We start from the raw sequence: 21,868 nt of genomic DNA, 5'->3' as shown, positions 1-21,868 counted from the left end.
AAAGTCAGTTCAGTTCGTCGGTGCGATCGGCTGGCCCGCACAAATGGCGTTGCAAGTAGCTGGCTCGCTGGACGTTCCGATCGCTGGTCGTCAACACTCGCCCGTGCAACTTTTGCAAGTGAGCCGGTTGAGTGTGGATGAACAATTTGTTGATCGTTGCCAACTGCACGTCGTCGATCAGCCCCAGGTTCACACCCATCCGAACCTTGGACAAGTAGTGCATCGTTTCTTCGCTGCTGATTTTGCGGGCCGTGCTGAGAATCCCCAGCGCCCGACTGACGTCGTCGTGCAGGTCTTGCTGGCCCTTCTCAATCAGAAATTCGCGAGCCTTGCGTTCGTAATCAATGATTCGTGGCACGACCTCTTGGCCGACCATTTCTAGCAATTCTTTTTCGGTGTGCCCAAGCGTCACCTGGTTGCTGACTTGATAAAAATCACCGGTGTACTGCGACCCTTCGCCGTACAGACCACGCACGGTCACGTTGATCCGCTGCATGCTGCGGAACACCTTTTCGATCTGCTGAGTGATCACCAAACCGGGCAAGTGCAGCATCACACTGACCCGCAGGCCCGTGCCGACATTCGTCGGACAAGCCGTCAGGTAGCCGAATTTGCTATGAAATGCGTACAGCACCTCCCCTTCAATCGCATCGTCGATTCGATCGATTTGTTCCCAGGCACTGAGCAAATCCAAACCGCTGTGCATCACCTGGATGCGCAGGTGGTCTTCTTCGTTGATCATCACCGAGTACTGCTCGCTGGGATCGATCGCGACGGCACGACTGCCTTCGGAATCCGCGATTTCTCGGCTGATGAGCTGGCGTTCGACCAAGAACTGGCGATCCACCTCACTCAGCGTCGCGATGTCGACGTAGGGAATCTCGTCCCATTCAGGCAGATTCTCCAGTCGCGAGCGAACCTGGCGTTCGATCTTTTCGCGGTCCTCGGGACTGCATTTTCGAATGAAGGGGAATCCCGCCAAATTGCGGGCTAAACGGATGCGGCTGCTGATCACAATGTCCGATTCCGGGCCAGTGCCACGCAACCATTCACCGCTTTTTTGGACCAACACCGACAGGTCGGTGGCTTCTTTCATATCGCGTTTCCTCGACGTTTGGGCTCGCCTTGGATCGCGTTGATTTGATCTCGCAATTCGGACGCTCGTTCGTATTCTTCCCGTTCCACCGCGGCTTCCATCTCTTTTCGCAACCGGATCAAATCCGCTTGTGAATCGGCTGTGGCAGCCGCTCGGGTGGGCCGTTTTCCGGTGTGTTCCAATGAGTCGTGAATATTCAGCAACAAAGGTTTGAGGTCGGCTTCGAAGAAGTCATAGTCCAGGGGGCAACCCAACCGTCCTGAATTACGGAATTCAAAGAAGGTGATCCCACAAACGGGGCACTCTTTTTGATCCAACTTCCGCAATTCTTCCTTGGTTTGGCCCAATTGCAACTGTTTGGCCAGCGCCCCTGCGACGCTGGAAACCGGGGTTGGCTCGCCCTTTTGCAGTACGTTGCGAGCGTGCTGCTCGCACAAATGCAGCACTTGCGGCCCATCGGGTTCGGTCAATTCGGTGATGTGGAAAGTCGCCGGTTTATCGCAATACTGGCATTTCATGAGAGTCTCGCAGGATGGCTCGCTAAGTTCGTGACACAGGTTCCGTGGCACGATGCGGAATTCGCGATACGAAGCGAACTTCGCGGCACGATTGCTGTCATGGTCGGCATCACGGCTCCGTGATGACCGCCCGAGGAGGCGGACTCGTTCACGCCTTGGAATTCTATCGCTGGCCAACCCGGTTTCCAAGCCCGCCGTCGCACTTCACACTATCGCAACGCCCCAACGTGCCGAAACTTCATGACTGGAAACCTCATGCACCAACCATCGCTTTCGTCGTTCGAATCGCTGGCCCGTCGGTTCGACTTCGTCCCCGTCTACCGACGCCTGCTGTCTGATACGTTGACCCCCGTCACGGCGTTCATGCACCTGGACGATGGCGGCCCCGCTTTCCTGATTGAAAGTGTGATCGGAGGCGAAAAGGTGGGGCGTTTCAGCTTTTTGGGCTCGCGACCTCTGGCCCGATTCACCGCCAAAGGCAACACCGTCCGGCGGACAAACATGTCCACCGGCGAAGTCGTCGAATCCCAGTGCGACGATCCCCTGGACGCGTTTCGCCAAAGCTTCCAAGACCGCACGGCGACCCTGGATGGACTGCCGCCGTTCATCGGTGGAGCCATTGGATACGCGGGTTACGATGTCGTTCGATATGTTGAGAACTTGCCGGACACCACCGAGGATGACCGCGAACTTCCCGATTTGAACTTCGCTTTTTATCACACCCTGTGCGTGTTCGATCACGTCGACAAAACCATCACGGTGGTCTCCCTGGCCGATTGCCGCGGCATCGACGAAGACTCGGACCCCGCGACAGTCGCGGCCGCTCGTCAATCCGCCGCCGAAGAAGTCGACCAAACGATCAAGCGTCTGATGACCAGCCCACCCGATCTTCGCGTGGACGAAATCATCGAAGCAGACCAGCGAAAACCCTTGCCGGTCGAATCCAACTTCACCCGCGAGTCGTTCTGTGATGCGGTTCGCCACTGCGTCGAATACATTCGTGCTGGCGACATCTTTCAAGTCGTCCCCAGCCAACGGCTGACCGTCAAAAGCGACGTCGATCCGTTCGCGGTCTATCGCTCGCTCCGGGTCGTCAATCCATCGCCGTTCATGTTCTTCGTCCGCAACCCAGAATGCGTCCTGGTGGGTTGCTCGCCGGAGATCATGTGCCGGGTCAAAGACCGGGAGGTCACCGTGCGTCCGCTGGCCGGAACGCGGCCCCGTGGCGCGACGGAAAAAGAAGACAAAGCTCTCGAACAAGATTTGCTGGCCGATCCCAAGGAACGCGCCGAACACGTGATGCTGGTTGACCTGGGTCGCAACGACATCGGCCGGATCGCCGAATTCGGCACCGTGGACTTGACCGAGATCATGGTCATCGAACGATACAGCCACGTGATGCACATCAGCAGCGAAGTGCGAGGCAAGTTGCGGGAAGGACTCGACGCCTTCGACGCTCTGAAATCATGCTTGCCCGCGGGAACCGTTTCGGGTGCCCCCAAAGTCCGGGCGATGCAGGTCATCGACGAGATCGAACCGCATCGCCGTGGCCCCTATGGCGGCGCGGTCGGCTACATCGACTACCGAGGCAACATGGACACCTGCTTGGCGCTCCGCACGATCGTGCATCAAAACGGGGCGTATCACGTGCAAGCCGGTTGTGGAGTCGTCGCCGACAGCAACCCCGACTCGGAATACGAAGAAACCCTCAACAAGGCTCGCGCCCTGATCGCCGCGATCGAATGGACCATCGCCCGAGAAGCCCGCAACGCCTGACACCACCTTTCGTGGCATCGGCTTCCCGCCAGTGCTAGTTGCAAGAGCGTTTCCGTGCCCCAAGTCTGGACAAATGACAATACGTGCGTTTGCGGCGACCGATCCATTGCTCCAGCGGTTCGGTAAGAACTGCCAAGTGCGATTACAATCGCCTGACGTATTACCTGATATCGGCCTGCGTCAGCACCATTCAACTCACCGAAGGAAACGGCATTGATTCACAAATTGCTAGTCGGGTTCGTCGCATCAACGCTCATCGCCTTCTGCGGATGCAGCGAGTCACCGACACCGAACTCTTCGGTATCCTCGGTCGTCAACGTTGAAGACGACGACTCAGAAATGAATGCGGCGATCGCCAAGGCACAGGAGACGCTTTCGTTCTTTGAGAACAACTGGAAGACGATGGGTAGCGATGCCTACAGCCTAAAATTCGCATTGCCAACTTCAGATGGCGAATTGGAACACATCTGGTTCACTCCCATCAAAATCGAAGGCGATGAGATTACCGGCGAGTGTGCGAATGACCCAGAGAACATCCCAAACCTGAAGCTTGGCGATGCCCGCACGGTTACTCGTAGCGATATCACTGATTGGATGATTATCGTCGGCCAAAAGTGCTACGGAGGCTACACGATCCGAGTCCTTTCAGAGCGTGAACCTGACGTCGCTCCACCACTCGAGTTCGTTGACCCGCCAACGAACTAGGCTTGGCCCAAAGAGAAGCCTCCCAAAAGAAGAGGCAACAATGCACGCTGGCAAACCGTTCTCTGCGACACCCTTCATGGTCGGCGTTTGCAAGCGACTGCTGACTGGAGGTGCGCTTTCGCGACCTAAGGCTACCACCTGTGATCCCGTCGGGATCTTTCATGAGCTAAACCGAAGCCTGGCCGAATGCCCTTGCTCCGCTATTCTGTTTGTTGATCCAGTGACATCACAAACCAAAGCAAGCCGGAGCAACCAACGGGAACTCCGGCACTGACCGCAGTCGCCAATGCAAAACAGCGGCCCATCTGGGAAGAGCACGTGACACTCTCGGCGGATAAGCTCGACCGCCGCCCCCGGTCAATCCAGATGGCTCATTGGGCCACAGTCTGCTTCTCGACGATGCGGCGACGAGCCGAACAACACGAAACAGACTCCCAGAAGTGGCAGCGAGGAAGCGCCAAGCAGGACATTCTCAAACCAAGGCCTCCCCGGAGGCAACTCCACTTCATCGGCCATGGATAGGATCTCTTGCTTCATGCTGGCCACTTCCGATTCAGTCATCGCCTCCAGCTCAAATCGAGCGATCAAAGTCTCGCTTGCTTCGACACTCGTTTCCTCCACCGTTCGCGGAAGGATCAAGCCGCCCAAACGCTGGTACCCAATGTTCCGCTCGGATCGATTGGTTGATCCGAGTTCATTGAGTTGATGTCGTTTCACCGCCATCCCCAGTGATTCATCCAACCAGATCTCACCCGAACGTTCTGCGGTCGAGGTTTCGGTGTCGTCTGCAGGAATCCAATCGCGGTACTGAACGATCCAGATCCTGGGACTTTCCCCAACGCCGGAAGCGGGTGGTGGACGGCGGATCGACTCGCATCGAAATCGGGCAAGTCTTTCGGGCCATCGCTCGCCGATTGGAATTTCAGAGGCGGGGTCCGAAAGGTATGTTCTTCTCGCGACTCGCAAATAGTGGTGCATGTCACCTCGTGCTTGGGCACGGCCTTCCATCCCAGAAGCAAATCCGGTCGTCAGCCCGTTGCTAGAACGCTCCACGCTGACCGACAAGGAAGGCCCCGTCGCAACGCCAATCGAAGATCCCCAGGGATTTTGATAGACAAGCCATTTTTGCCCCGAGCCAATGGCCACTCGGACTTGCCGTGAATAGGGCTCCGAAAGCGACGACTCTTCCACTTCAACATCCACCTTGAACGCGAAGGACTTTTCGAATTGGACTGCATCCCACTGCGAGGCATCGTAGTGACTGACGAGGCTGTCCCAATCGCCTGGGCTCACCTGGTCACCCAACTCGACAACAGTCTGGATGCCGTTTTCCGTCGCTTTCATTTCTGCCAGGCGACCCGCTTCCGATTCGATCCAGATCCAAAACGACCTTTCGACGTTTTCCCAAGAACTGCCCAGAATTCTTTCCGCGTCCGCGCGAAAGGTCTCCTTTCGAGCCTGGCCATAAAGCTCCAGGAACTGCTCCGCTGAAAACCGCTGGATCAGGAAGGCGACCAAAGGACCTCCATAGCGATACAGCGGCCAGCGTGAGGCGGAGTACCAAGGCTCTTCGATCAACTCATCGAGCAGAAAGTGTGCTTGATTTCGATGTTGGTTGGAGAGCCCCGGGATCTCCGCCGACCAATCGTTGCCCTGAAATTGAGCCCAACCCTCGACCAACAAGCGAGGCGGATCTTGATCAGGACCGCACAAACCACTGATCACCGAATGGGCAATTTCATGGCGATCCAGCGACGAAAATTCCGCGGCCGGTTGATCATCGTCCGTGATGGCCCAAGGGCCAATGGAGACACCGGTTTGCGACAGCAGACTGCCACGCACCCAGATTACGTTTTCCGGTGGCGTTCGTCCCAGCAGGGCACACATTCCCTCAATGTGACCATCCATTTCACCAACCATCGCAACCGGATCTTGAATGGGAGTGGAATGCATCAGCACCCCATGCTGTCCCGTCACGCGTTGGTGCTCCAATCGCGAGACGGCATCAAAGAACGAGGAGAGCCACGTCACAGCGACGTCGGATGCCACCGTCTTGGGGCGTGACAAGCGTTGGCCAAAGGCAGACGCGGCGTCCAGCCAATGGGCCCCAAAGCAAGCCATCGGCGCGCATCCAATCAGCCCCCATCCCACAATCGCGATGCGCTGCCGCGGTCGACCTTGGCAGCGCCAAAGCTCTCGCAAAGATGACACGGCAAGGGCCACCATCAACACAATCATGCTGCCCAGGCTCAACACCGCCCACGCGGCATGTGGCCAGGAATGGCCGTTCCTCCAGAACAGATAGAAACCCCCGGACCACACTGCAAACAAACACCAACAGGCGAGCGTCAGTCTCCGAATTCGAACCATCGATGCCTCCCCCCAATACGCAACCATTACGGGCGTTCAGCTCTCACATTGCGCCATGGCCCAATGTAACAGGAGCGGCCTTCAGCGACGGGACTGCTCAGACCCTGCGCGGTGCTTGGTGCTGGGGAGCGTATTCGTTTGCGCGAGTTTTCATCCCGGTAGGGATGCCAGATGGTAGCCGTCGGTTAGCGATAGCGCCACCGATGGACATGCAACCCGCACGCCGCCACTCTCCATCCCGCCGTGGCCATTGGCCACAGCGGGATGGACCGTTTTTTTGGGGGGCTCGTTTTCGGGGGTACGCTGCTACGCAGCAACCCCTCGGCTACCATCTGACATCCCTACCGGGATGACGAAAGACAGAAGCCAGAACAAAAACAGACGTCCCAAAGAAGCCGTCAACGCCGACTCACTTCTTGCGGACCTCGATGATGTACTTCAACAAGTCGTTGAACTCTCGGCGGCTTTTCATTTGCCGCATCAAGTTCTCGGGCATCAAGGACACCTCCGACTCAATGACTTCCTCCACGTCATCCTGAGGAATCGTGATGGGCTCCGGTTGAGCGAGATTGCGTAACACGATCTCGTCGTCGTTTTCACTCACACGAATGCCAGTGAAGATCTGACCGTCAACAGTCAGCACGCTCAACTGCGCGAAGTCCTTGTCGATCAACTTGGACGGACGGAGCAGGGCATCGACCAATTCTTCGTTGGTGCGTTTGGTCGTTGCTTTTTCCAAGTCTGGTCCCATTCGCACCGTGCCGGCTGGTGGCAAGTGACACGCGAAGCAGGCCGCCGACGATTCATGAAACAAGCGTTTGCCTCGCTGGAAATTCCCCTTCGCTAGCGCCACCCTCGCGAGCTTGGAAGGCGAAGCGGCGAGCAGCTCCTGCTCCAATGCCTCGTTGGAGAACACCTCCGCCTCGGGTGCGGCATTCTCGTCCATCAGCTCCTTCTCCAGCGGATGCAGACGGAGAATTTCCTCCGGTTGGTAGAACGTCGTCCGATCCTTGGTCTCTTCCCGAACACGCGAGACGGACTGTGGACTGACGACAGAGGCTTCATTTCCCCAGGTGTTCCGCACGAAGGTCAGAACCGCAGCCATTTCATCATCCTTCAACAAGGATCGGAACGCGGTCATGGGCGGCACGCCTCGGGCTGGGTCATAAGTCTTCCCAGCCACGGTCATTTTGCCCCAAACACCGTGCAAAGCCATCTTGATCAGCCGATCTTCGCTTCCGTTGACCCAAGGGCTGCCGACCAATGGTGGGTAGACATTGGGCGTGCCCTTGCCATGGGTCATGTGACAGGTCGCACAGTGCGATTCACGCTGATAGATCGTCGCGCCCAACTCGTACGTCTTTTGGTCTGCCGGGCTGAGGTGCTTGGGCGGGTCATACTTGACGAATTCAAGTTCCGCAGGCGCGGCGAACTCGCTTCCGCCAGTGGTATCCACCTTTTCCCAAAAGTGGCGAACCGTCTTGGCAGCAACAACCGCATGCCGGACATCCGACTCCAACAATTGGTTCAACAACGCTTGGTTCTTGACACCGTTGCGTTGATGCAACCAAAGAGCTTCCAACAAGTGATGGGCTTCCGTTTCATCATTGGGATCGAAATCGGCCATCCACTTTTGCGTCGCCGCGATGACTTGATCGGAGTCATGCTGGGTGAGTTCGATTCGAGTCCGATGCCGCACACCGTTGACAGGATGCTTGAGATTTTCAAGCAGAGCTTCGATGGGTTGCCCCGCGATCTTGACAGGTTTTTGCAGAGGACGGTCCTTGACCGTCAATCGGAAAATTCGGCCGTGAGCGTGGTCACGATTGGGGTCACGAATGTTGTGCTGCATGTGCCCGATGATCGCGTTGTGCCAATCGGAGACATACAGTGCACCATCTTCGCCGACCACTGCATCGGTGGGACGGAAATTCCGATCGTCGCTGTTGAGCAGTTCCAACCCGGGCGTTCCCCACACTTCACCGACCTCTCGTCGCTTCTCTTCCTGGGCACCAGCAGCAATTTCGATATCCACTGCTGCCACGACATCCTTGCCGTTGAAAAACTCGATCTTGCCGTTGTTGAAGCGATCTTCGAATCCTTTGCGATTCCAGACTTTGAATTCCGAAATCTGCACGGGCGCGGGGAAGTCACCTCGCATCCACGGGTCTTTCTGTTGCGATGTGTGAGCAAAGTTCCCTTTGTCACCATCGACGAGCCGTTGCACCGGAAAGGCTCCGTTGCTGTATTCGCTGGACTGCGCCAGCTTGGCAGTGTCCGCGATGTTCCGACCGCCGCTGATGACCTCCACTTCCGAGAGATTCATCTGTTGGCGTCCGTTCACGCTGAGTTTGAACCCGGTGATCTTGGCGTCTTTCAGCGCGGGATGATTCACCGTGATCAGACCACCACCTGGCGTGATTTTGACAGGTCCCGATTCCTCCTGCGTCGTTTCAAGAGAGTCTTCCTCCACGACATCACCTTCTCGGTCAAGCTTGTACTGCTTCACTCCCAAGAAACCGATCGTGTTGCAGATCAGGATGTCGTCCTGCAATTCTTCGGGGAAATGCTCCGACGACAAAATGGCATTGGCAGCCACCGGACGAAACTCCTTTTCCAGCAATTGATGCATCTTGAAACCGTTGCCTTCGGGCCGCACTTGATAACAACGCCCGCCGGTTCCATCGCTGGCATAACAGTACCCCCAGGAGTCAAAGCTGGTTCCGTGCGGATTGGGTGAGTTGCCCGCGTGAGGCGTGATGGCAAATGTCAGCGGGTCAAAGCGATACATGCCCGAAGCCCCGATGTTCAGGTTCTGCTTCCATGGCGTTTCGTGGTTGTGAACGAGAAAAATACCACTTTGCCAATAGATCCCACCGTCAGGACCATAGATCAAGTTGTTGGCCGCGTGGTGAGTGTCCGAAGTACCGAGCCCTTGCAGGATGGGATATCGCACGTCGGCTTTGTCATCCCCGTCGGTGTCCTTCAAGAACAACAAATCGGGACCAGACGTGACGACCACGCCCCCGTTCCAAAACTCGAAGCCGAGCGGATTGTGAACGTGCGCGAAGATCTTGCGGACATCAGCTTTCCCATCCTTGTCAGTGTCCTCCAAGATCATCAGGGAGTCATTCATCTCCTTGCCCGGTTCCCACTTGGGGTAGGTGTTCCAACTCGCAACCCAGAGGCGTCCCTTCGCGTCGACTTGCATCTGAACGGGGTTGGCCAGATCGGGAAACTGCACTTCCGATGCAAAGACATTGAGTTCGTAACCGTCCGGCACGTTGATCTTTTCCCGCGACTCCTCGGGACTCAGGTAAGCAACGCTGCCCTCTTTCATCGCATTGGAACTGGCACTCCCGCCGCCAATGTTCGAGGTCACCTTGACCGGCGGTGGCACATTGCTGTCGTCCGCTTGCAAGGTTCGCCCCTGAGCAGCCGCCCAAATCACTTTGTCCCGATTGGCCGTCATCACATCGAGCATCACCAATTCATGCTTCAGCACGTCTGCGTTGCTCTGTCCGTCCACAAAAGTCAACGTGGACCGAGATCCCCAAATGTCATTGCCATCAGTCGCCCGGTAGCGGTTGTGCCAGTGCCAGTTCTTGTCCTTGACGGCGTCATACACGGGTCCCAAATCGGCATCCGCAGCCGGTTCGCTATCGAGCAAGGCCCGAGAAATGATTCCGGCCAGCTCTTCGTATCCGCTTGCGTTGAGGTGGACGCCGTTGAGCGTGAGTTGCTTCGAACTCGATTGAAACAACTGGAAGGTTGGCGAAAACAAGTCGACAAATTTCGCACCGGTCTCCTCGGCCGCCTCCCGAGTCGCCTCGGTGTAAGCCGCCAAGTTCGCATTCAACTCCGTGCCATCGGGCAGGTTCGGGTCACCGGTGTTCTCGTAAGCGATCGGGCTGAACAAGACAAAACGCAAGTCCTCCCCTTCATCCTTTCGAGCCTGGGTGTACCGCTGCACCAGCTGGATCAATTCGTCGCGATACGCGGCCGCTTTCTCCGGTCCCGCAAACGACTCGTTGAAACCATAGAAGGAAAAGACAACATCTGGCGCCACGTGCTTCAAATACTCGATGTCGTTGGTGAAGCCCTTGTTCCTCGGCCGTTGATTGACCTTGTCACCCGAGAAACTCATGTTTCGGAAACTGACGTCCAGCCCTTTCAATTGGTATTGAAGGAAGGTCTCGACCCAGGGGTCATGCTGCATCCGATCGGCCAGCCCGTTTCCGTAGATGGCGACCACGTCGTTGGCCTGGAACTCAAAAGCCTCCTCGGCACCAGCTTGCGGCATCAGGCTCGGCAAAATGCCGCCGCATAAAAGGAAGACTGTCAAAATGCGTCGTAGCATAGTTTTCTTTCTCGGTTGTCGATTCTTGATGTGCAATTTCAGCCGGACGAAGCAGGTCGGCAGGAGTTGCTCCCACCTACAACCGGGGCGAACGCCCAAACGGCTCACGCGGATGTGTCCAATCATTCCTGTCCACCTGCCTAGCAACAAGCCAGCGAAACAGGTTCAAAACGAAGCATCGTAACGAGAAGCGAACGAACTTGCACGGGATTTCCGGTGATGTTGCGACAGCCACGCGGCCACCCCCCAGACCTGAAGGCCTATCATGGAACGTGCCCTGCGCTCTCAATCCATGCGACGACGGAACTCAAACGCCCACAGCCATGCTCAAACTCTATCTGCGTTCAGAAACGGAACTCCGGTACCACGAAGCTTGGATTCACGGGTCGAAAATCACAGAGCACTGGGGCCTCGCCGGCGAACGCGGTGAAACCGCAATGCACAAATGCGACAAGCACCAGTCCGAAAGCGACAACCTGCTCTCAGTTCTCGCCAAGCCACTGAGCCATGGCTACGCCCCCCTCGATGAGGACGACTTTGAAGTCCTGCTGATTGAATTCGCGATCGAAGGAATGGGAAACAAAAAGGATCTCAGCAAACGCCATGCTCTGGAGGATCGCATGAACGAAACGCTTGGCTGGACGGGACTGGGTCACTGCGACGGCGGAAGCATCGGCTCGGGAACCATGGAAGCCTGCTGCCTCGTTGTCGACTTCGAAATCGCCAAACGAGTCATTGCCGCTGATCTCGCTGGAACCAAATTCGCCGACTTCACCCAGATCATTCAGGAATAGCCCGATCATCAGGAATAGAAGGGCCAGCATTGACAACGCCATCAGCCAAGCCCACTGATTTCGTCCTGGCCCAGCAGGGGTAAAACGCTTTGGATTGCGATTCGATCGACAGCCCATCGAAGGTGCGTTCGCGAGAGGCTGCGCTTCCTTCTCGCGGCATGCCCCAATCCAACGCGTCCTGATAATCGTTCCAGATCACACGCGTGCCCTTTCGAGGCAGGAGTTTCCCTGCTTCTCGTATTGACTCCTGCTCGCCGCGCGATTTCAGGTGCAAAGATCTCTTCATGCGACGGAGAGAGATCGGCAATGAAGCCGTTTCTTTGAAAATCAAAGCCCCGTGGATCAGGAACGAAACGCATGAAGTTGACACGAGTGGACTCTCCCCAAAACGACTTGGCTTTGGACAAACTCATCGAATCGTGCAACACGATTCAATCCGCGGTCCACGAATCTCAAACCATCGCGATCTCGCGTGGCGAAGCTGGTCCGCTCCGCTGGCGTGAATCGTGCGACAAGAAAATCGCGATTGCGGGAGACATCCTTCAATTCCGCATCATGCTGGAGATGCCCCAGGTCGAAGACGAATGCGACGTGGTGCAACTGGCACTGTCACGCAACTACAGCCCCAATCTGATGTTCGATCAGATCGTATCGACCCACATCGATGCCAGGGCGGCCCGACCAACAAACCACTCCATGCACCGGAACCTCAACCTGCACTTCAACACGGTCCAAAGTGGATCGACCGTGGTGGTCAGGTACCAAGCTCGTGTCGACTGCAACGCCGATCCATCGCTGGTTGCTGTCGATGACCTCCATGTCCGCTGGTCGTTTCGCTCACAAAGCAAACGCGAAGCCATTGGCCAGGCACATCAAGCGTCACAAGGCGTCTCTGCCCCCCGTAGCATCGGTTCCGGGAATCGCCCGACTCTCGCCCAATCGCCTGTTCTGGCGTAGCGAGTCGCAGGATCGACCCAGAGGCTGGGACAAGCGTCCCAAGCCATTTGTTCAACGTCGCGGAATGTCTGCGTCGACATGGACCGACGCCAGCGAATACGCATCCTCCAATCGCCCTTGCGCTCGCAAGCGAGCAGCGATGCGTTCGGCTCGGGCGGCCCGCTTCGCTTCGGCGCGAGCCAAGCGATACGGTCGCACCTCGGCCTCATACTGCATCGCAGCAAACCGCTGCCGCTGCGTATTCTCAGAGGCCATGCTGGCGACCTGACGCTGGGTCGCGAGCAATTGCTGCTGGTACTGCATCGCAATCAAATTGCCCTGCGGGTAGCGGCTCGAGGCCAACCGGTTCTGCGAATACAACGAGCTGTTCGCGAACGACGCTGGACTACCGGTTGGCGGTCCGCCACCACCGCCTGACCGGCACTGGGCAACCGCGTCACCACCGAACATGGCAGCGGCAAGCAGTGCCGCCGCGATTGGGAAGGTCCTTCGTTGTTCATTCATTGTGCACCTCAGCGCGTCGTTGAAGAAAAAGCGGGGCACGGCCGCCATCGCAGCCGCACGACCTCGCTTCTACAAAGGACCATTTCCCAGACGCAGTGTCACGAGAAAGCGTTTGAAAAGAAGTCGGTGCCACGCGATTCCACCGAAAGACCGCCAAACTGCCTACAATGCTGCTCGACTCATTCCTTCCTACCTGCATCGTCAACCATCCACGTCGCCCCACTCCGTTGTCGGTGGAGGATGAGGTCGAGAATCAATTCGTTGTGCCAATGATGCTAGAACCCTGTGCCATGAAATCCCGAGCGACGATCCTTGCTACCGCCGTTGCGTTTGCATTCATTGCCCTCCCATCCACCCAAGGTGAAGAGCCAACCATGAAACCAACTTGGGCCATCGTGATTCATGGCGGAGCAGGAAGTTCTCCTGCACAACTCGGTGACGCATCCAGCAAGCGACGCACCGAAGGATTGCAACATGCGTTGCAAACCGGTCGCGACCTGTTGGCGGACGGCGGGAGCGCGATGGACACCGTCGAAGCCGTGATCCGCACGATGGAAGACAATTCCATTTTCAACGCCGGTCGAGGCTCCGTTTTGACGGAAGACGGACGAGTGGAAATGGACGCGTCCGTGATGGATGGCGAGACGCTCCGTTGTGGCGCTGTGGCCGGCGTGACCAAGGTCAAAAATGCAATCTCGCTTGCACGCCGCGTGATGACGAACACCAAACACGTGCTGCTCGTCGGGCCTGGTGCCGACGAGTTTGCGGAAACCCAGCAGGTGCCACTGGTTGACCCCGCCTACTTCCTCTCGCAACGCGAAGAGGAGGGAGCGGCGAACATTGCTTCGGCAACTCACGATGAAGACGAATCCCATTTTGGAACCGTTGGCTGCGTCGTGCTGGACTCTCACGGGAACCTTGCCGCTGGAACCAGCACCGGAGGCACCGCCAACAAATTGCCTGGACGAGTCGGTGATTCACCGATCATCGGAGCTGGCACGTACGCAGCCAATGGGCTGTGCGCGGTTTCAGGCACCGGTGTCGGCGAAGAGTACATTCGCAATAGCGTCGCCTACGACATCGCGGCGCAAATGCGTTACGCCGGCAAATCACTCGAGTCATCTGTCACCGAGATCATGCTGAATCGTCTCCAACCTGGCATCGGTGGATTGATCGCCGTTTCACAAGCGGGCGAGATCGTGATGCAGCACAACACACCTGGCATGAGCTGCGCCGCGGCTGACAGCACCGGACGATTCGAGACGCACCTGATCCTCGACAACGGCGGAGCCCCTGCGAATGCCCAAACAGGTTCCAATGAATCGGTGTCCTCCGAGGCGAATTCCCCCGAGTCAATCATCACGGCTCTGATTCAACAGCAAGCCAGCGACTGGAACGCGGGCGACATCGACGCGTTCATGAATGTCTACTGGAAGAGCGACCAGCTCACGTTCTCATCCGGAGGCGACGTGACGCGAGGGTTCGATGCGACGTTGCAGCGATACCAGCAGCGGTATCCAACGCCCGAAGACATGGGAAAGCTCACCTTCACAGACCTGGAATTCTTGCCGCTGGGTGACTCTTCCATGCAAGTCCTGGGGATCTGGAAACTCGAACGGGACAAGCCCATCGACGGCCGGTTCACGCTGGTCTTCCAACGCTTTCCCGAAGGCTGGCGAATCGTTCACGACCACACCTCCAAGTCCCCCGATGAACCCAACCAATGACGATCGATTTCCCTGAATGGATTGAATCCGAAACTCAACTGGATGCCTTGCTGGCCCGGCCGAGCGATGCGTTGGTCGAGTTCATGCGACAACTCGATGGCGACCTGATCATCTTGGGGATCGCCGGGAAGATGGGCGTCAGCTTGGGCCAACTGGCTGTCGCTGCCATTGAGAAAGCAGGTTTGCGTAAAAACGTGTTGGGGGTCGCACGCTTTTCTGATGCGGATGCTCGGGCTCGCTTGGAATCAGCGGGTGTCAAAACAATCCAGTGCGATTTGCTCGACCGAGACGCGGTCGCCAACCTTCCTTCCGTGCCCAATGTCCTGTTCATGGCCGGCCGGAAATTCGGGACCGGGGGCGAGGAACCTCTGACTTGGGCGATGAACACGATTGTTCCTGCGAATGTCGCCCATCACTTTCGCGATTCCAAGATCGTTGCCTTTTCCACCGGCTGTGTTTACCCGCTGGCTTCGGTGGATCAACCACCAACCGAAGACACGCCGCCGGGGCCAATTGGTGAGTACGCCCAATCGTGCCTGGGGCGAGAACGAATGTTTGAGTACGGCAGCCTCGAGTGGGGAACCCCCGTCTGCCTGTACCGGCTCAATTACTCGATCGACCTGAGGTACGGCGTGCTGCACGACATCGCCACCAAGATTTGGAACGGTGACCCCGTCGACAACTCCGCTCAAGCCTTCAACGTGATCTGGCAGGGCGATGCCAATCAACAAGCGTTGATGTGCCTGGGACACTGCACCTCACCGGCAAACATTCTCAATGTCACTGGACCAGAAACGTTGTTCACCGAAGACGTTGCCCGGCAACTCGGGGAACTGCTGAACAAGCCCGTTCGGTTCACAACCACTCCGGGCGACGCGTCTTACTTGAGCAACAACTCCCAAGCCACCAAGTTGCTTGGACCGCCATCCGTTTCCGCCGAGCAACTGATGCGCTGGCAAGCTCATTGGGTCAAGACCGGCGGTCGCTCGCTGAACAAACCCACTCATTTCGAAGTCAGCGACGGAGCCTATTGAACCGATGCAGATCAGTGACCTCTCGCCAGCCATCCGCGCGAACGTCCGCCAGGGAATGGTCATCCCGGCACAACCCTTGGCGTTGGATGCCAATCGGCAATTCGATCCTCGATACCAAACCGCGTTGACTCGTTATTACATCGATGCCGGTGCCGGTGGCATCGCCGTTGGTGTTCATTCCACCCAGTTCGCCATCCGCGATCCATCCATCGCGCTGTATGAACCTGTGTTGCGTCTGGCGTCGGACGTCATCGATGAACACGCCGGTGATCAGGGCCGAGAAGTATTCAAGGTCGCGGGTGTTTGCGGGAAAACAAAGCAGGCAATTCGCGAGGCGGAGTTCGCCGTTTCTCAGCGATACCACGCGTGTCTGTTGAGTCTAGCGGCGTTGGCCGACGATTCCATCGACGATCTGATTGCTCACTGCCGAGAGGTCGCCCAGGTCATGCCCGTGATCGGTTTCTACTTGCAACCGGCCGTCGGTGGTTGTGTGCTGCCGTATGAATTCTGGCGTGAGTTCGCTGAAATTGAAAACGTCATCGCAATCAAACTGGCTCCCTTCAACCGTTATCAAACGCTGGATGTGGTTCGCGCCCTTTGCGACGCCGATCGGGACGACGCGATCACTCTTTACACCGGAAACGACGACAACATCATCGCGGACCTGCTGACTCCCTACCGCATTGTCACAGACCACGGGGTGAAGTTGGTTCGGATTCGCGGCGGGCTGCTGGGGCACTGGTGCGTGTGGACTCGCAAGGCCGTTGAATTGCTCGATGAAATTCACTCGGTGCTGGATCGCGGTGGCGACATTCCGTCGGAACTACTCAGCCGCAACATCCAGGTCACGGATTGCAATGCCGCGTTCTTTGATGCCGCCAATCAGTTTGCTGGCTGCATCCCCGGAATCCACGAAGTGCTGCGTCGCCAAGGCTTGCTGACTGGAACATGGTGCCTGGATCCCCACGAAGTCCTCTCCCGCGGTCAGTCAGAAGAGATCGATCGTGTGATCGCCGCCTACCCTCATCTCCATGACGACGCATTTGTTAGCGAGAACCTCAACCGATGGCTGCGCTGAGCGGATCGTTCATGCCGTTGAACGACGGCCCCGTCCAAGCCCCCCCCAACACCAACCCTCATGAGATTCCCCTGATGCGACCGATTCAAACCTGGACGCTCCACTTCTTGCTGGCAGCAATGATGTTGCTCCATGCAGCAGGAGTCGCTGTGGCAGATCGTCCAGACATCTTGCTGATCGTCTCGGATGACCAGGGATACAACGACTTGGGGCAACTGGGCAACGGAATCCTCACACCCGCTCTGGATCGACTTGCCAAGGAAGGCACACGACTGACAAATTTCTATGTCGCTTGGCCCGCCTGCACGCCATCACGAGCCAGCTTGCTGACGGGCCGTTATCCGCAGCGAAACGGGATCGACGACATGATCCGCAACGAAGCTCCCGACTACGGTCATCGCTACACGCCCGAAGAATACGCCGTGACGTTCGAACGCATCGGCGGGATGGACGAACGTGAGGTCATCCTCCCAACCGTGCTCCAATCGGCTGGCTACAAGAGTGGGATCTTTGGAAAGTGGGACTTGGGTGCCCTCCAGAGGATGCTGCCAACATCGCGTGGCTTCGATGATTTCTATGGGTTCGTCAACACGGGCATCGACTACTTCACGCACGAACGCTACGGCGTGCCCTGCATGGTTCGTAATCTCGAACCGTCAGAAGCCGACAAGGGCACCTACTGCACTCATTTGTTTCAACGTGAGGCCCTGCGATTCCTGGATGAACACGCGGGCAAGGAGCCGTTTTTCTTGTACGTGCCGTTCAACGCTCCGCACAATTCCTCGTCGCTGGACCCAACCATTCGCTCCTCGGTGCAGGCCCCCGATCAATTCAAAGCGATGTACCCGCCCGTCGAGGTGGAGACGAGAGTCACGGACCGTTATCGCTACGGCTCACCCGCAACCGTCACCACGCCCGAGGCTCGTCGTCGCGACTACCGGGCGGCAGTCACCTGCATGGACGCAGCGATTGGCGAGATGCTGAAGGCGTTGGAAGCAAAGCAGAGACTCAACAACACGATCATCGTTTTCTTTTCCGACAACGGCGGCAGTGGCGGTGCGGACAACTCACCGCTGCGAGGACGCAAGGCTCAAACCTGGGAGGGTGGCATCCGTGTGCCTTGCATCGTTCGTTGGCCGGCGGGAGAGATTCCCGCCGGCGTGGTGAACGATGAATTCCTGACCAGCCTGGAGTTGCTGCCGAGTTTTGCAGCGGCCGCAGGTGTGGAACCACCTGCAGGCGTTGTCCTCGACGGATTCGATTGGTGGCCCACCCTTCGTGGCGAGTCGGTTTCTCCTAGAAGAGAAATGTTCTGGAAACGCCGCGATCAGATCGGAGCGAGAGTGGGCCAATGGAAGTGGGTTCAGATGGGCAAACAAGGCGGCCTGTTCCATCTCCAAGATGACATCGCCGAACAGCACGACCTTTCTGAGTCACGCCCTGAGATCCTCGCGATGGTCAAAGAACGCTACGCCCACTGGCTTCGCGAGATGGAAGCCGCTGAACCACGCGGCCCCTTTCGCGATTTCTGATGTCTCACGAATCAACACTGGACCCCCAACCAATGAACTGTTCGCCGCTGCTGCAAAAGAGGACGGATGCAATTCCTGATCACGATCTTGCTGCCCTGAAGAAAAAAAGACAGCGATTTCTCCGCCTGTGTTGCGTGATCGTGTTCCTCGCCGGGTGTGCGTGGCTGCAACCACACGCTTGCGTCTCCGCCCAATCTCCACGGGCCGCTGTTCTCCAACCACTGCAGGAATTCAATCCGCCCGAGATCCACGTTCCGGATGGATTCACGGTCGAACTCGCCGCAGGCCCACCACTGGTGGAGCACCCCACGTTCGCCACGCTGGATGACCAAGGCCGGATGTTCGTGTGTGAGAACGCGGGCGTGAACATGACCGCCGAGGAATTGGAAGAGCACCTTCCCAACTCCATCCGCCTGCTGGAAGACACCAATGCCGACGGACGATTCGACAAGAGCACCGTCTTCGCGGACAACATGACTTTCCCCATGGGCGGTGCGTGGCACGACGGTGCTCTCTACGTTGCCTCGCCGCCGAGCATTTGGCGACTGGAAGACACCGATGGCGATGGCGTGGCCGACCAGCGAGAAGTCATTGTCGACAAGTTCGGGTACACAGGGAACGCGGCCAGCATTCATGGCTGCGTTCTTGGCCCCGATGGGCGACTGCATTGGTGCGACGGATACCATGGCCACGAAATCAAGGACGCCGAAGGAACAATCACCAGTCAACGCTTTGGTTCGTATCTCTTCTCGTGCTTCCCTGATGGCTCCGACGTTCGCATTCACTGCGGGGGCGGAATGGACAATCCTGTCGAAGTGGACTTCACCGACGAAGGTGAGATGCTGGGGACAGTGAACATCTTTGAGACACGTCCTCGCGCCGATTGCCTGGTCCATTGGTTGCATGGTGGAGCGTACCCGCATCGCGAGCAGGTCCTGTCCGAACTCAAAGTCACAGGCGACGTTCTGGGCGCGGTTCATCACTTTGGCCATGTGGCCGTCTCCGGAACGACACGCTATCGCAGCGGCATACTGGACGCTGACTGGCGAGACAACCTGTTCGCAACCTTCTTCAACAGTGGCAAAGTTGTCCGGATTCAGCTGCACAGAGACGGTGCCTCGTTCCGTGCATCGCAACGAGAATTCCTGACATGCCAGAGCCGCGACTTCCACCCGACCGATGTGACCGAGGACGCCGACGGCAGCTTGCTGGTGGTCGACACGGGGGGATGGTTCTATCGCGGTTGCCCAACATCCCAGTTCGCCAAACCCGACGTGCAGGGTGGAATCTACCGGGTGCGACGCCGCACAGCGACGAAGCACGGGGATCCACGAGGCAATCAAATCGACTGGGCAGGGCAGGCAGATTCCGAGCCAGTGAAGCTTCTAACCGATTCGCGTTTCGCAGTGCGAGAAAGAGCGATTGCCGAGTGCGCCAAGCGTGGGAATTCAATCGTTCCGTCACTGACACAAACCCTGGGCCATCCAGAGCCCCTGGCTCGCAGGAACGCTGTCTGGGCATTGACGCGGATCATCGGCAATGCGCAGAAAAATCGGCCACCGACGCCGCATCCGACATCCACGGCGGCCAAAACCACGGCGTCAAACAGGCAACACCATGCCATGATCAGCTCGACATGGAACGAGGCGCGTGCGGCGATCCGACAAGCACTCGATGACCGGCACCCCAGTGTGCGACAGGCGGCATGTCGAAGCATTGCCACCTACCCTGATCCAGCAGCACTCGGGCGGCTGCTGAAAATGATTCAGCACGACGAACCACCCATTCGTCGAGAGGCCGCCACAGCTCTCGGTCGTCTTGGTGACGCCAAGGCCGTCCCCGCGTTGCTGGAGGCATTGAACAACGCCGGCGACCGCACCGAGGAACACGCCCTTGTCTACGCAATGATTGAAATCGACGATCCGGAAAAAACTCGCGTGGGGCTGGCAGCGAACAACGCAAACGTCCAACGCGGAACACTCTTTGCGCTGGACCAGATGGATAGCGGGAACCTGACGGTGGAGGAGGTCGTTCCATTGGCCGCGGCAGACGATCCCGAGTTGCAACGAGCCGCTGCTGAGATTTTCAGTCGTCACCCGGAATGGAGTCTTCATTCGGTGGTGGTGATCGCTGAACTGCTGAAACGCCCCCAATCAGCCGAGCGAAACCAAGTTGTGATTCGCAAGCTGACGACACGCTCGCTCAGCGATGATTCCGTTGGTTCGCTGATAGGCCGCTTGCTCGGTGCCTCCAACACGCCCCGCCAAACATATGACCTCTTGCTGGCGGCGATCGCTGACGGTCGCGACGTAACCTTGCACGACAGCTGGATCGAACCGTTGAAACGACTGCTGAACGAGGCCGCTGCAGCTTCCCAAAATTCGAATTCAGCCGTCTCGTCGCCTCCAGAACAAAGGGATCGATTCGAACGCACGCTGGCAGCGCTGTCCGCCATCAGATCCGATCGGTTTCGCAGTCAACTGAACCAGATGGGTGCCAATGAATCGATCCCTGTCCCGCTGCGTGTCGCTGCGATCGAAGCGGCGTCGGAGGAGCATGGTCGACTGACCGACTTCTCGCTCGCTTTGCTTCTTGGTCTGCTCGACGGCAGTCCCCAGGAAGGACTCACGGCAGCGCAGAAAATTGGTGGCTCGGGGCTCAGCGAATCGCAGCTGATTCAGCTAGCACCCCGTTTGGCTTCGGTGCCCCCATCCCAATTGCAAGAACTCATTCGCCCGTTTCAACGTTCACAAAATCCAGACGTTGCCAAGGCTTTTCTGACGGCGATGAAAGACTCCCGAAGCCTGACGAGCCTCACGCCAACCCAGTTTTCAGACACGATCATGCGGTACCCACGCGATCTGTTGCCCGAAGCAAACGAGTTGCTCGATCGCATTCAACGAGAAACACAAGCACGACTGGCACGGCTCGACCGACTGCTCCCCAAACTCTCACAAGGTGACGCTGAACGAGGGCGTCAGCTGTTTTTTTCCGAAAAGTCGAAATGTGCCACTTGCCATCGCGTTGGCAGCAAGGGCGGTCAAATCGGTCCCGACCTGACGACAATTGGAGCGAATCGTGCCGACCGTGACCTGCTGGAATCGATCGTGTTTCCGTCGGCGACAATCGTGCGTGATTACGAAACGTACTCAGTCTTGACCGTTGACGGGCGTGTTCTCACGGGACTCATTGCACGCGAAACCAGCGACGCATTGCACCTGCAGCAACAAACCGGTGAACCAGTTGCGATTGCTCATGACGACATTGAAGAAATGGTCCCGAGCATCGTCTCGACCATGCCCAGCGATTTGGACAAAACATTGTCTGAATCCGAACTCGCCGATGTGGTCGCTTACCTGAAGAGTCTCAACCAACTGGCACCACCCGAGGCAGCGACAGGAACCGAGAAGTGACGAA

Annotated in this window: 15 protein-coding genes; 9 read left to right on the top strand and 6 right to left on the bottom strand. The window is 57.5% G+C overall.

All coding sequences use genetic code 11. The annotated features are described in order from the left end of the window. Positions 1-4: 4 nt before the first annotated feature. Both PSR62_RS07660 and PSR62_RS07655 read right to left on the bottom strand, forming a co-directional pair. Positions 5-1,096 (bottom strand): protein arginine kinase, encoded by a 1,092-nt coding sequence (locus PSR62_RS07660; RefSeq protein WP_274407204.1) that lies wholly within the window; start codon positions 1,094-1,096, stop codon positions 5-7. Further along, positions 1,093-1,614 carry a UvrB/UvrC motif-containing protein gene (locus tag PSR62_RS07655; RefSeq protein ID WP_274407203.1) on the bottom strand — a complete coding sequence of 174 codons (522 nt, stop codon included), beginning with the start codon at positions 1,612-1,614 and terminating at the stop codon, positions 1,093-1,095. Before PSR62_RS07655 ends, PSR62_RS07660 begins: the two co-directional genes overlap by 4 nt. 255 nt (positions 1,615-1,869) lie before the next feature. On the opposite strand from PSR62_RS07655, the gene trpE reads away from it, so the two are divergent. After that, positions 1,870-3,390 carry an anthranilate synthase component I gene (trpE, locus tag PSR62_RS07650; RefSeq protein ID WP_443217408.1) on the top strand — a complete coding sequence of 507 codons (1,521 nt, stop codon included), beginning with the start codon at positions 1,870-1,872 and terminating at the stop codon, positions 3,388-3,390. A gap of 213 nt (positions 3,391-3,603) precedes the next feature. After that, positions 3,604-4,095 carry a DUF2314 domain-containing protein gene (locus PSR62_RS07645; RefSeq protein ID WP_274407201.1) on the top strand — a complete coding sequence of 164 codons (492 nt, stop codon included), beginning with the start codon at positions 3,604-3,606 and terminating at the stop codon, positions 4,093-4,095. A gap of 357 nt (positions 4,096-4,452) precedes the next feature. Here PSR62_RS07645 and PSR62_RS07640 read toward each other — a convergent pair whose 3' ends face one another. Together PSR62_RS07640 and PSR62_RS07635 are read right to left on the bottom strand one after the other, a co-directional pair. After that, the gene (locus tag PSR62_RS07640; RefSeq protein ID WP_274407200.1) at positions 4,453-6,216 is read right to left on the bottom strand and encodes a hypothetical protein; all 1,764 of its coding nucleotides are present in this window, start codon (positions 6,214-6,216) and stop codon (positions 4,453-4,455) included. Positions 6,217-6,874: 658 nt separating this feature from the next. Beyond that, positions 6,875-10,825, bottom strand: coding sequence for a PVC-type heme-binding CxxCH protein (locus PSR62_RS07635; protein ID WP_274408186.1), 3,951 nt, complete (start codon positions 10,823-10,825; stop codon positions 6,875-6,877). 323 nt (positions 10,826-11,148) lie between these two features. Between PSR62_RS07635 and PSR62_RS07630 the strand changes: the two genes are divergently transcribed. Continuing rightward, positions 11,149-11,619: a hypothetical protein gene (locus PSR62_RS07630; RefSeq protein WP_274407199.1), complete on the top strand. Its 471-nt coding sequence runs from the start codon at positions 11,149-11,151 to the stop codon at positions 11,617-11,619. Here PSR62_RS07630 and PSR62_RS07625 read toward each other — a convergent pair. Further along, positions 11,606-11,950, bottom strand: a complete 345-nt coding sequence (locus tag PSR62_RS07625; RefSeq protein ID WP_274407198.1) for a hypothetical protein — start codon at positions 11,948-11,950, stop codon at positions 11,606-11,608. The genes PSR62_RS07630 and PSR62_RS07625 overlap by 14 nt on opposite strands. Positions 11,951-11,976: 26 nt before the next feature. Here PSR62_RS07625 and PSR62_RS07620 point away from each other — a divergent pair, with 26 nt between their 5' ends. Further along, positions 11,977-12,576: a hypothetical protein gene (locus PSR62_RS07620; protein ID WP_274407196.1), complete on the top strand. Its 600-nt coding sequence runs from the start codon at positions 11,977-11,979 to the stop codon at positions 12,574-12,576. A 51-nt stretch (positions 12,577-12,627) separates the two neighbouring features. On the opposite strand, the gene PSR62_RS07615 is transcribed toward PSR62_RS07620, so the two are convergent. Further along, a complete protein-coding gene (locus PSR62_RS07615; protein WP_274407195.1) occupies positions 12,628-13,080 on the bottom strand; it encodes a hypothetical protein in 453 nt (150 codons plus the stop codon). Between the two features lie 290 nt (positions 13,081-13,370). Here PSR62_RS07615 and PSR62_RS07610 point away from each other — a divergent pair, with 290 nt between their 5' ends. The 5 genes from PSR62_RS07610 to PSR62_RS07590 all read left to right on the top strand — a co-directional run bounded on the left by PSR62_RS07610 (position 13,371) and on the right by PSR62_RS07590 (position 21,864). Then, entirely contained in the window at positions 13,371-14,807 is a 1,437-nt protein-coding gene (locus PSR62_RS07610) for an isoaspartyl peptidase/L-asparaginase (RefSeq protein WP_338020146.1), read from the top strand. Continuing rightward, positions 14,804-15,841 carry an NAD-dependent epimerase/dehydratase family protein gene (locus PSR62_RS07605; protein WP_274407193.1) on the top strand — a complete coding sequence of 346 codons (1,038 nt, stop codon included), beginning with the start codon at positions 14,804-14,806 and terminating at the stop codon, positions 15,839-15,841. The genes PSR62_RS07610 and PSR62_RS07605 overlap by 4 nt, the downstream gene beginning before the upstream one ends. A 4-nt stretch (positions 15,842-15,845) precedes the next feature. Beyond that, positions 15,846-16,919, top strand: coding sequence for a dihydrodipicolinate synthase family protein (locus PSR62_RS07600; RefSeq protein WP_274407192.1), 1,074 nt, complete (start codon positions 15,846-15,848; stop codon positions 16,917-16,919). A 74-nt stretch (positions 16,920-16,993) separates the two neighbouring features. Beyond that, the gene (locus PSR62_RS07595; protein ID WP_443217407.1) at positions 16,994-18,451 is read left to right on the top strand and encodes a sulfatase family protein; all 1,458 of its coding nucleotides are present in this window, start codon (positions 16,994-16,996) and stop codon (positions 18,449-18,451) included. Beyond that, on the top strand, positions 18,451-21,864 hold the full coding sequence (locus PSR62_RS07590; protein ID WP_274407190.1) for a PVC-type heme-binding CxxCH protein: 3,414 nt from the start codon (positions 18,451-18,453) through the stop codon (positions 21,862-21,864). The genes PSR62_RS07595 and PSR62_RS07590 overlap by 1 nt, the downstream gene beginning before the upstream one ends. The last annotated feature ends 4 nt before the right edge of the window (positions 21,865-21,868 follow it).

The organism is Rhodopirellula sp. P2 (genome assembly GCF_028768465.1).
In the GTDB taxonomy this organism is placed as follows: Bacteria; Planctomycetota; Planctomycetia; order Pirellulales; family Pirellulaceae; genus Rhodopirellula.
Note: the sequence above shows the minus strand (reverse complement) of the source record. Positions and strands in the feature narration are given on the sequence as shown.

What these genes read in the sequence shown, in the direction of transcription:
- PSR62_RS07660 (WP_274407204.1), bottom strand. Translation starts at nt 1,096, where the DNA reads ATGAAAGAAGCCACCGACCTGTCGGTGTTGGTCCAAAAAAGCGGTGAA.
- PSR62_RS07655 (WP_274407203.1), bottom strand. Translation starts at nt 1,614, where the DNA reads ATGAAATGCCAGTATTGCGATAAACCGGCGACTTTCCACATCACCGAA.
- trpE (WP_443217408.1), top strand. Translation starts at nt 1,870, where the DNA reads ATGCACCAACCATCGCTTTCGTCGTTCGAATCGCTGGCCCGTCGGTTC.
- PSR62_RS07640 (WP_274407200.1), bottom strand. Translation starts at nt 6,216, where the DNA reads ATGGCTTGCTTTGGGGCCCATTGGCTGGACGCCGCGTCTGCCTTTGGC.
- PSR62_RS07635 (WP_274408186.1), bottom strand. Translation starts at nt 10,825, where the DNA reads ATGCTACGACGCATTTTGACAGTCTTCCTTTTATGCGGCGGCATTTTG.
- PSR62_RS07630 (WP_274407199.1), top strand. Translation starts at nt 11,149, where the DNA reads ATGCTCAAACTCTATCTGCGTTCAGAAACGGAACTCCGGTACCACGAA.
- PSR62_RS07620 (WP_274407196.1), top strand. Translation starts at nt 11,977, where the DNA reads ATGAAGTTGACACGAGTGGACTCTCCCCAAAACGACTTGGCTTTGGAC.
- PSR62_RS07615 (WP_274407195.1), bottom strand. Translation starts at nt 13,080, where the DNA reads ATGAATGAACAACGAAGGACCTTCCCAATCGCGGCGGCACTGCTTGCC.
- PSR62_RS07610 (WP_338020146.1), top strand. Translation starts at nt 13,371, where the DNA reads ATGAAATCCCGAGCGACGATCCTTGCTACCGCCGTTGCGTTTGCATTC.
- PSR62_RS07605 (WP_274407193.1), top strand. Translation starts at nt 14,804, where the DNA reads ATGACGATCGATTTCCCTGAATGGATTGAATCCGAAACTCAACTGGAT.
- PSR62_RS07600 (WP_274407192.1), top strand. Translation starts at nt 15,846, where the DNA reads ATGCAGATCAGTGACCTCTCGCCAGCCATCCGCGCGAACGTCCGCCAG.
- PSR62_RS07595 (WP_443217407.1), top strand. Translation starts at nt 16,994, where the DNA reads ATGCGACCGATTCAAACCTGGACGCTCCACTTCTTGCTGGCAGCAATG.
- PSR62_RS07590 (WP_274407190.1), top strand. Translation starts at nt 18,451, where the DNA reads ATGTCTCACGAATCAACACTGGACCCCCAACCAATGAACTGTTCGCCG.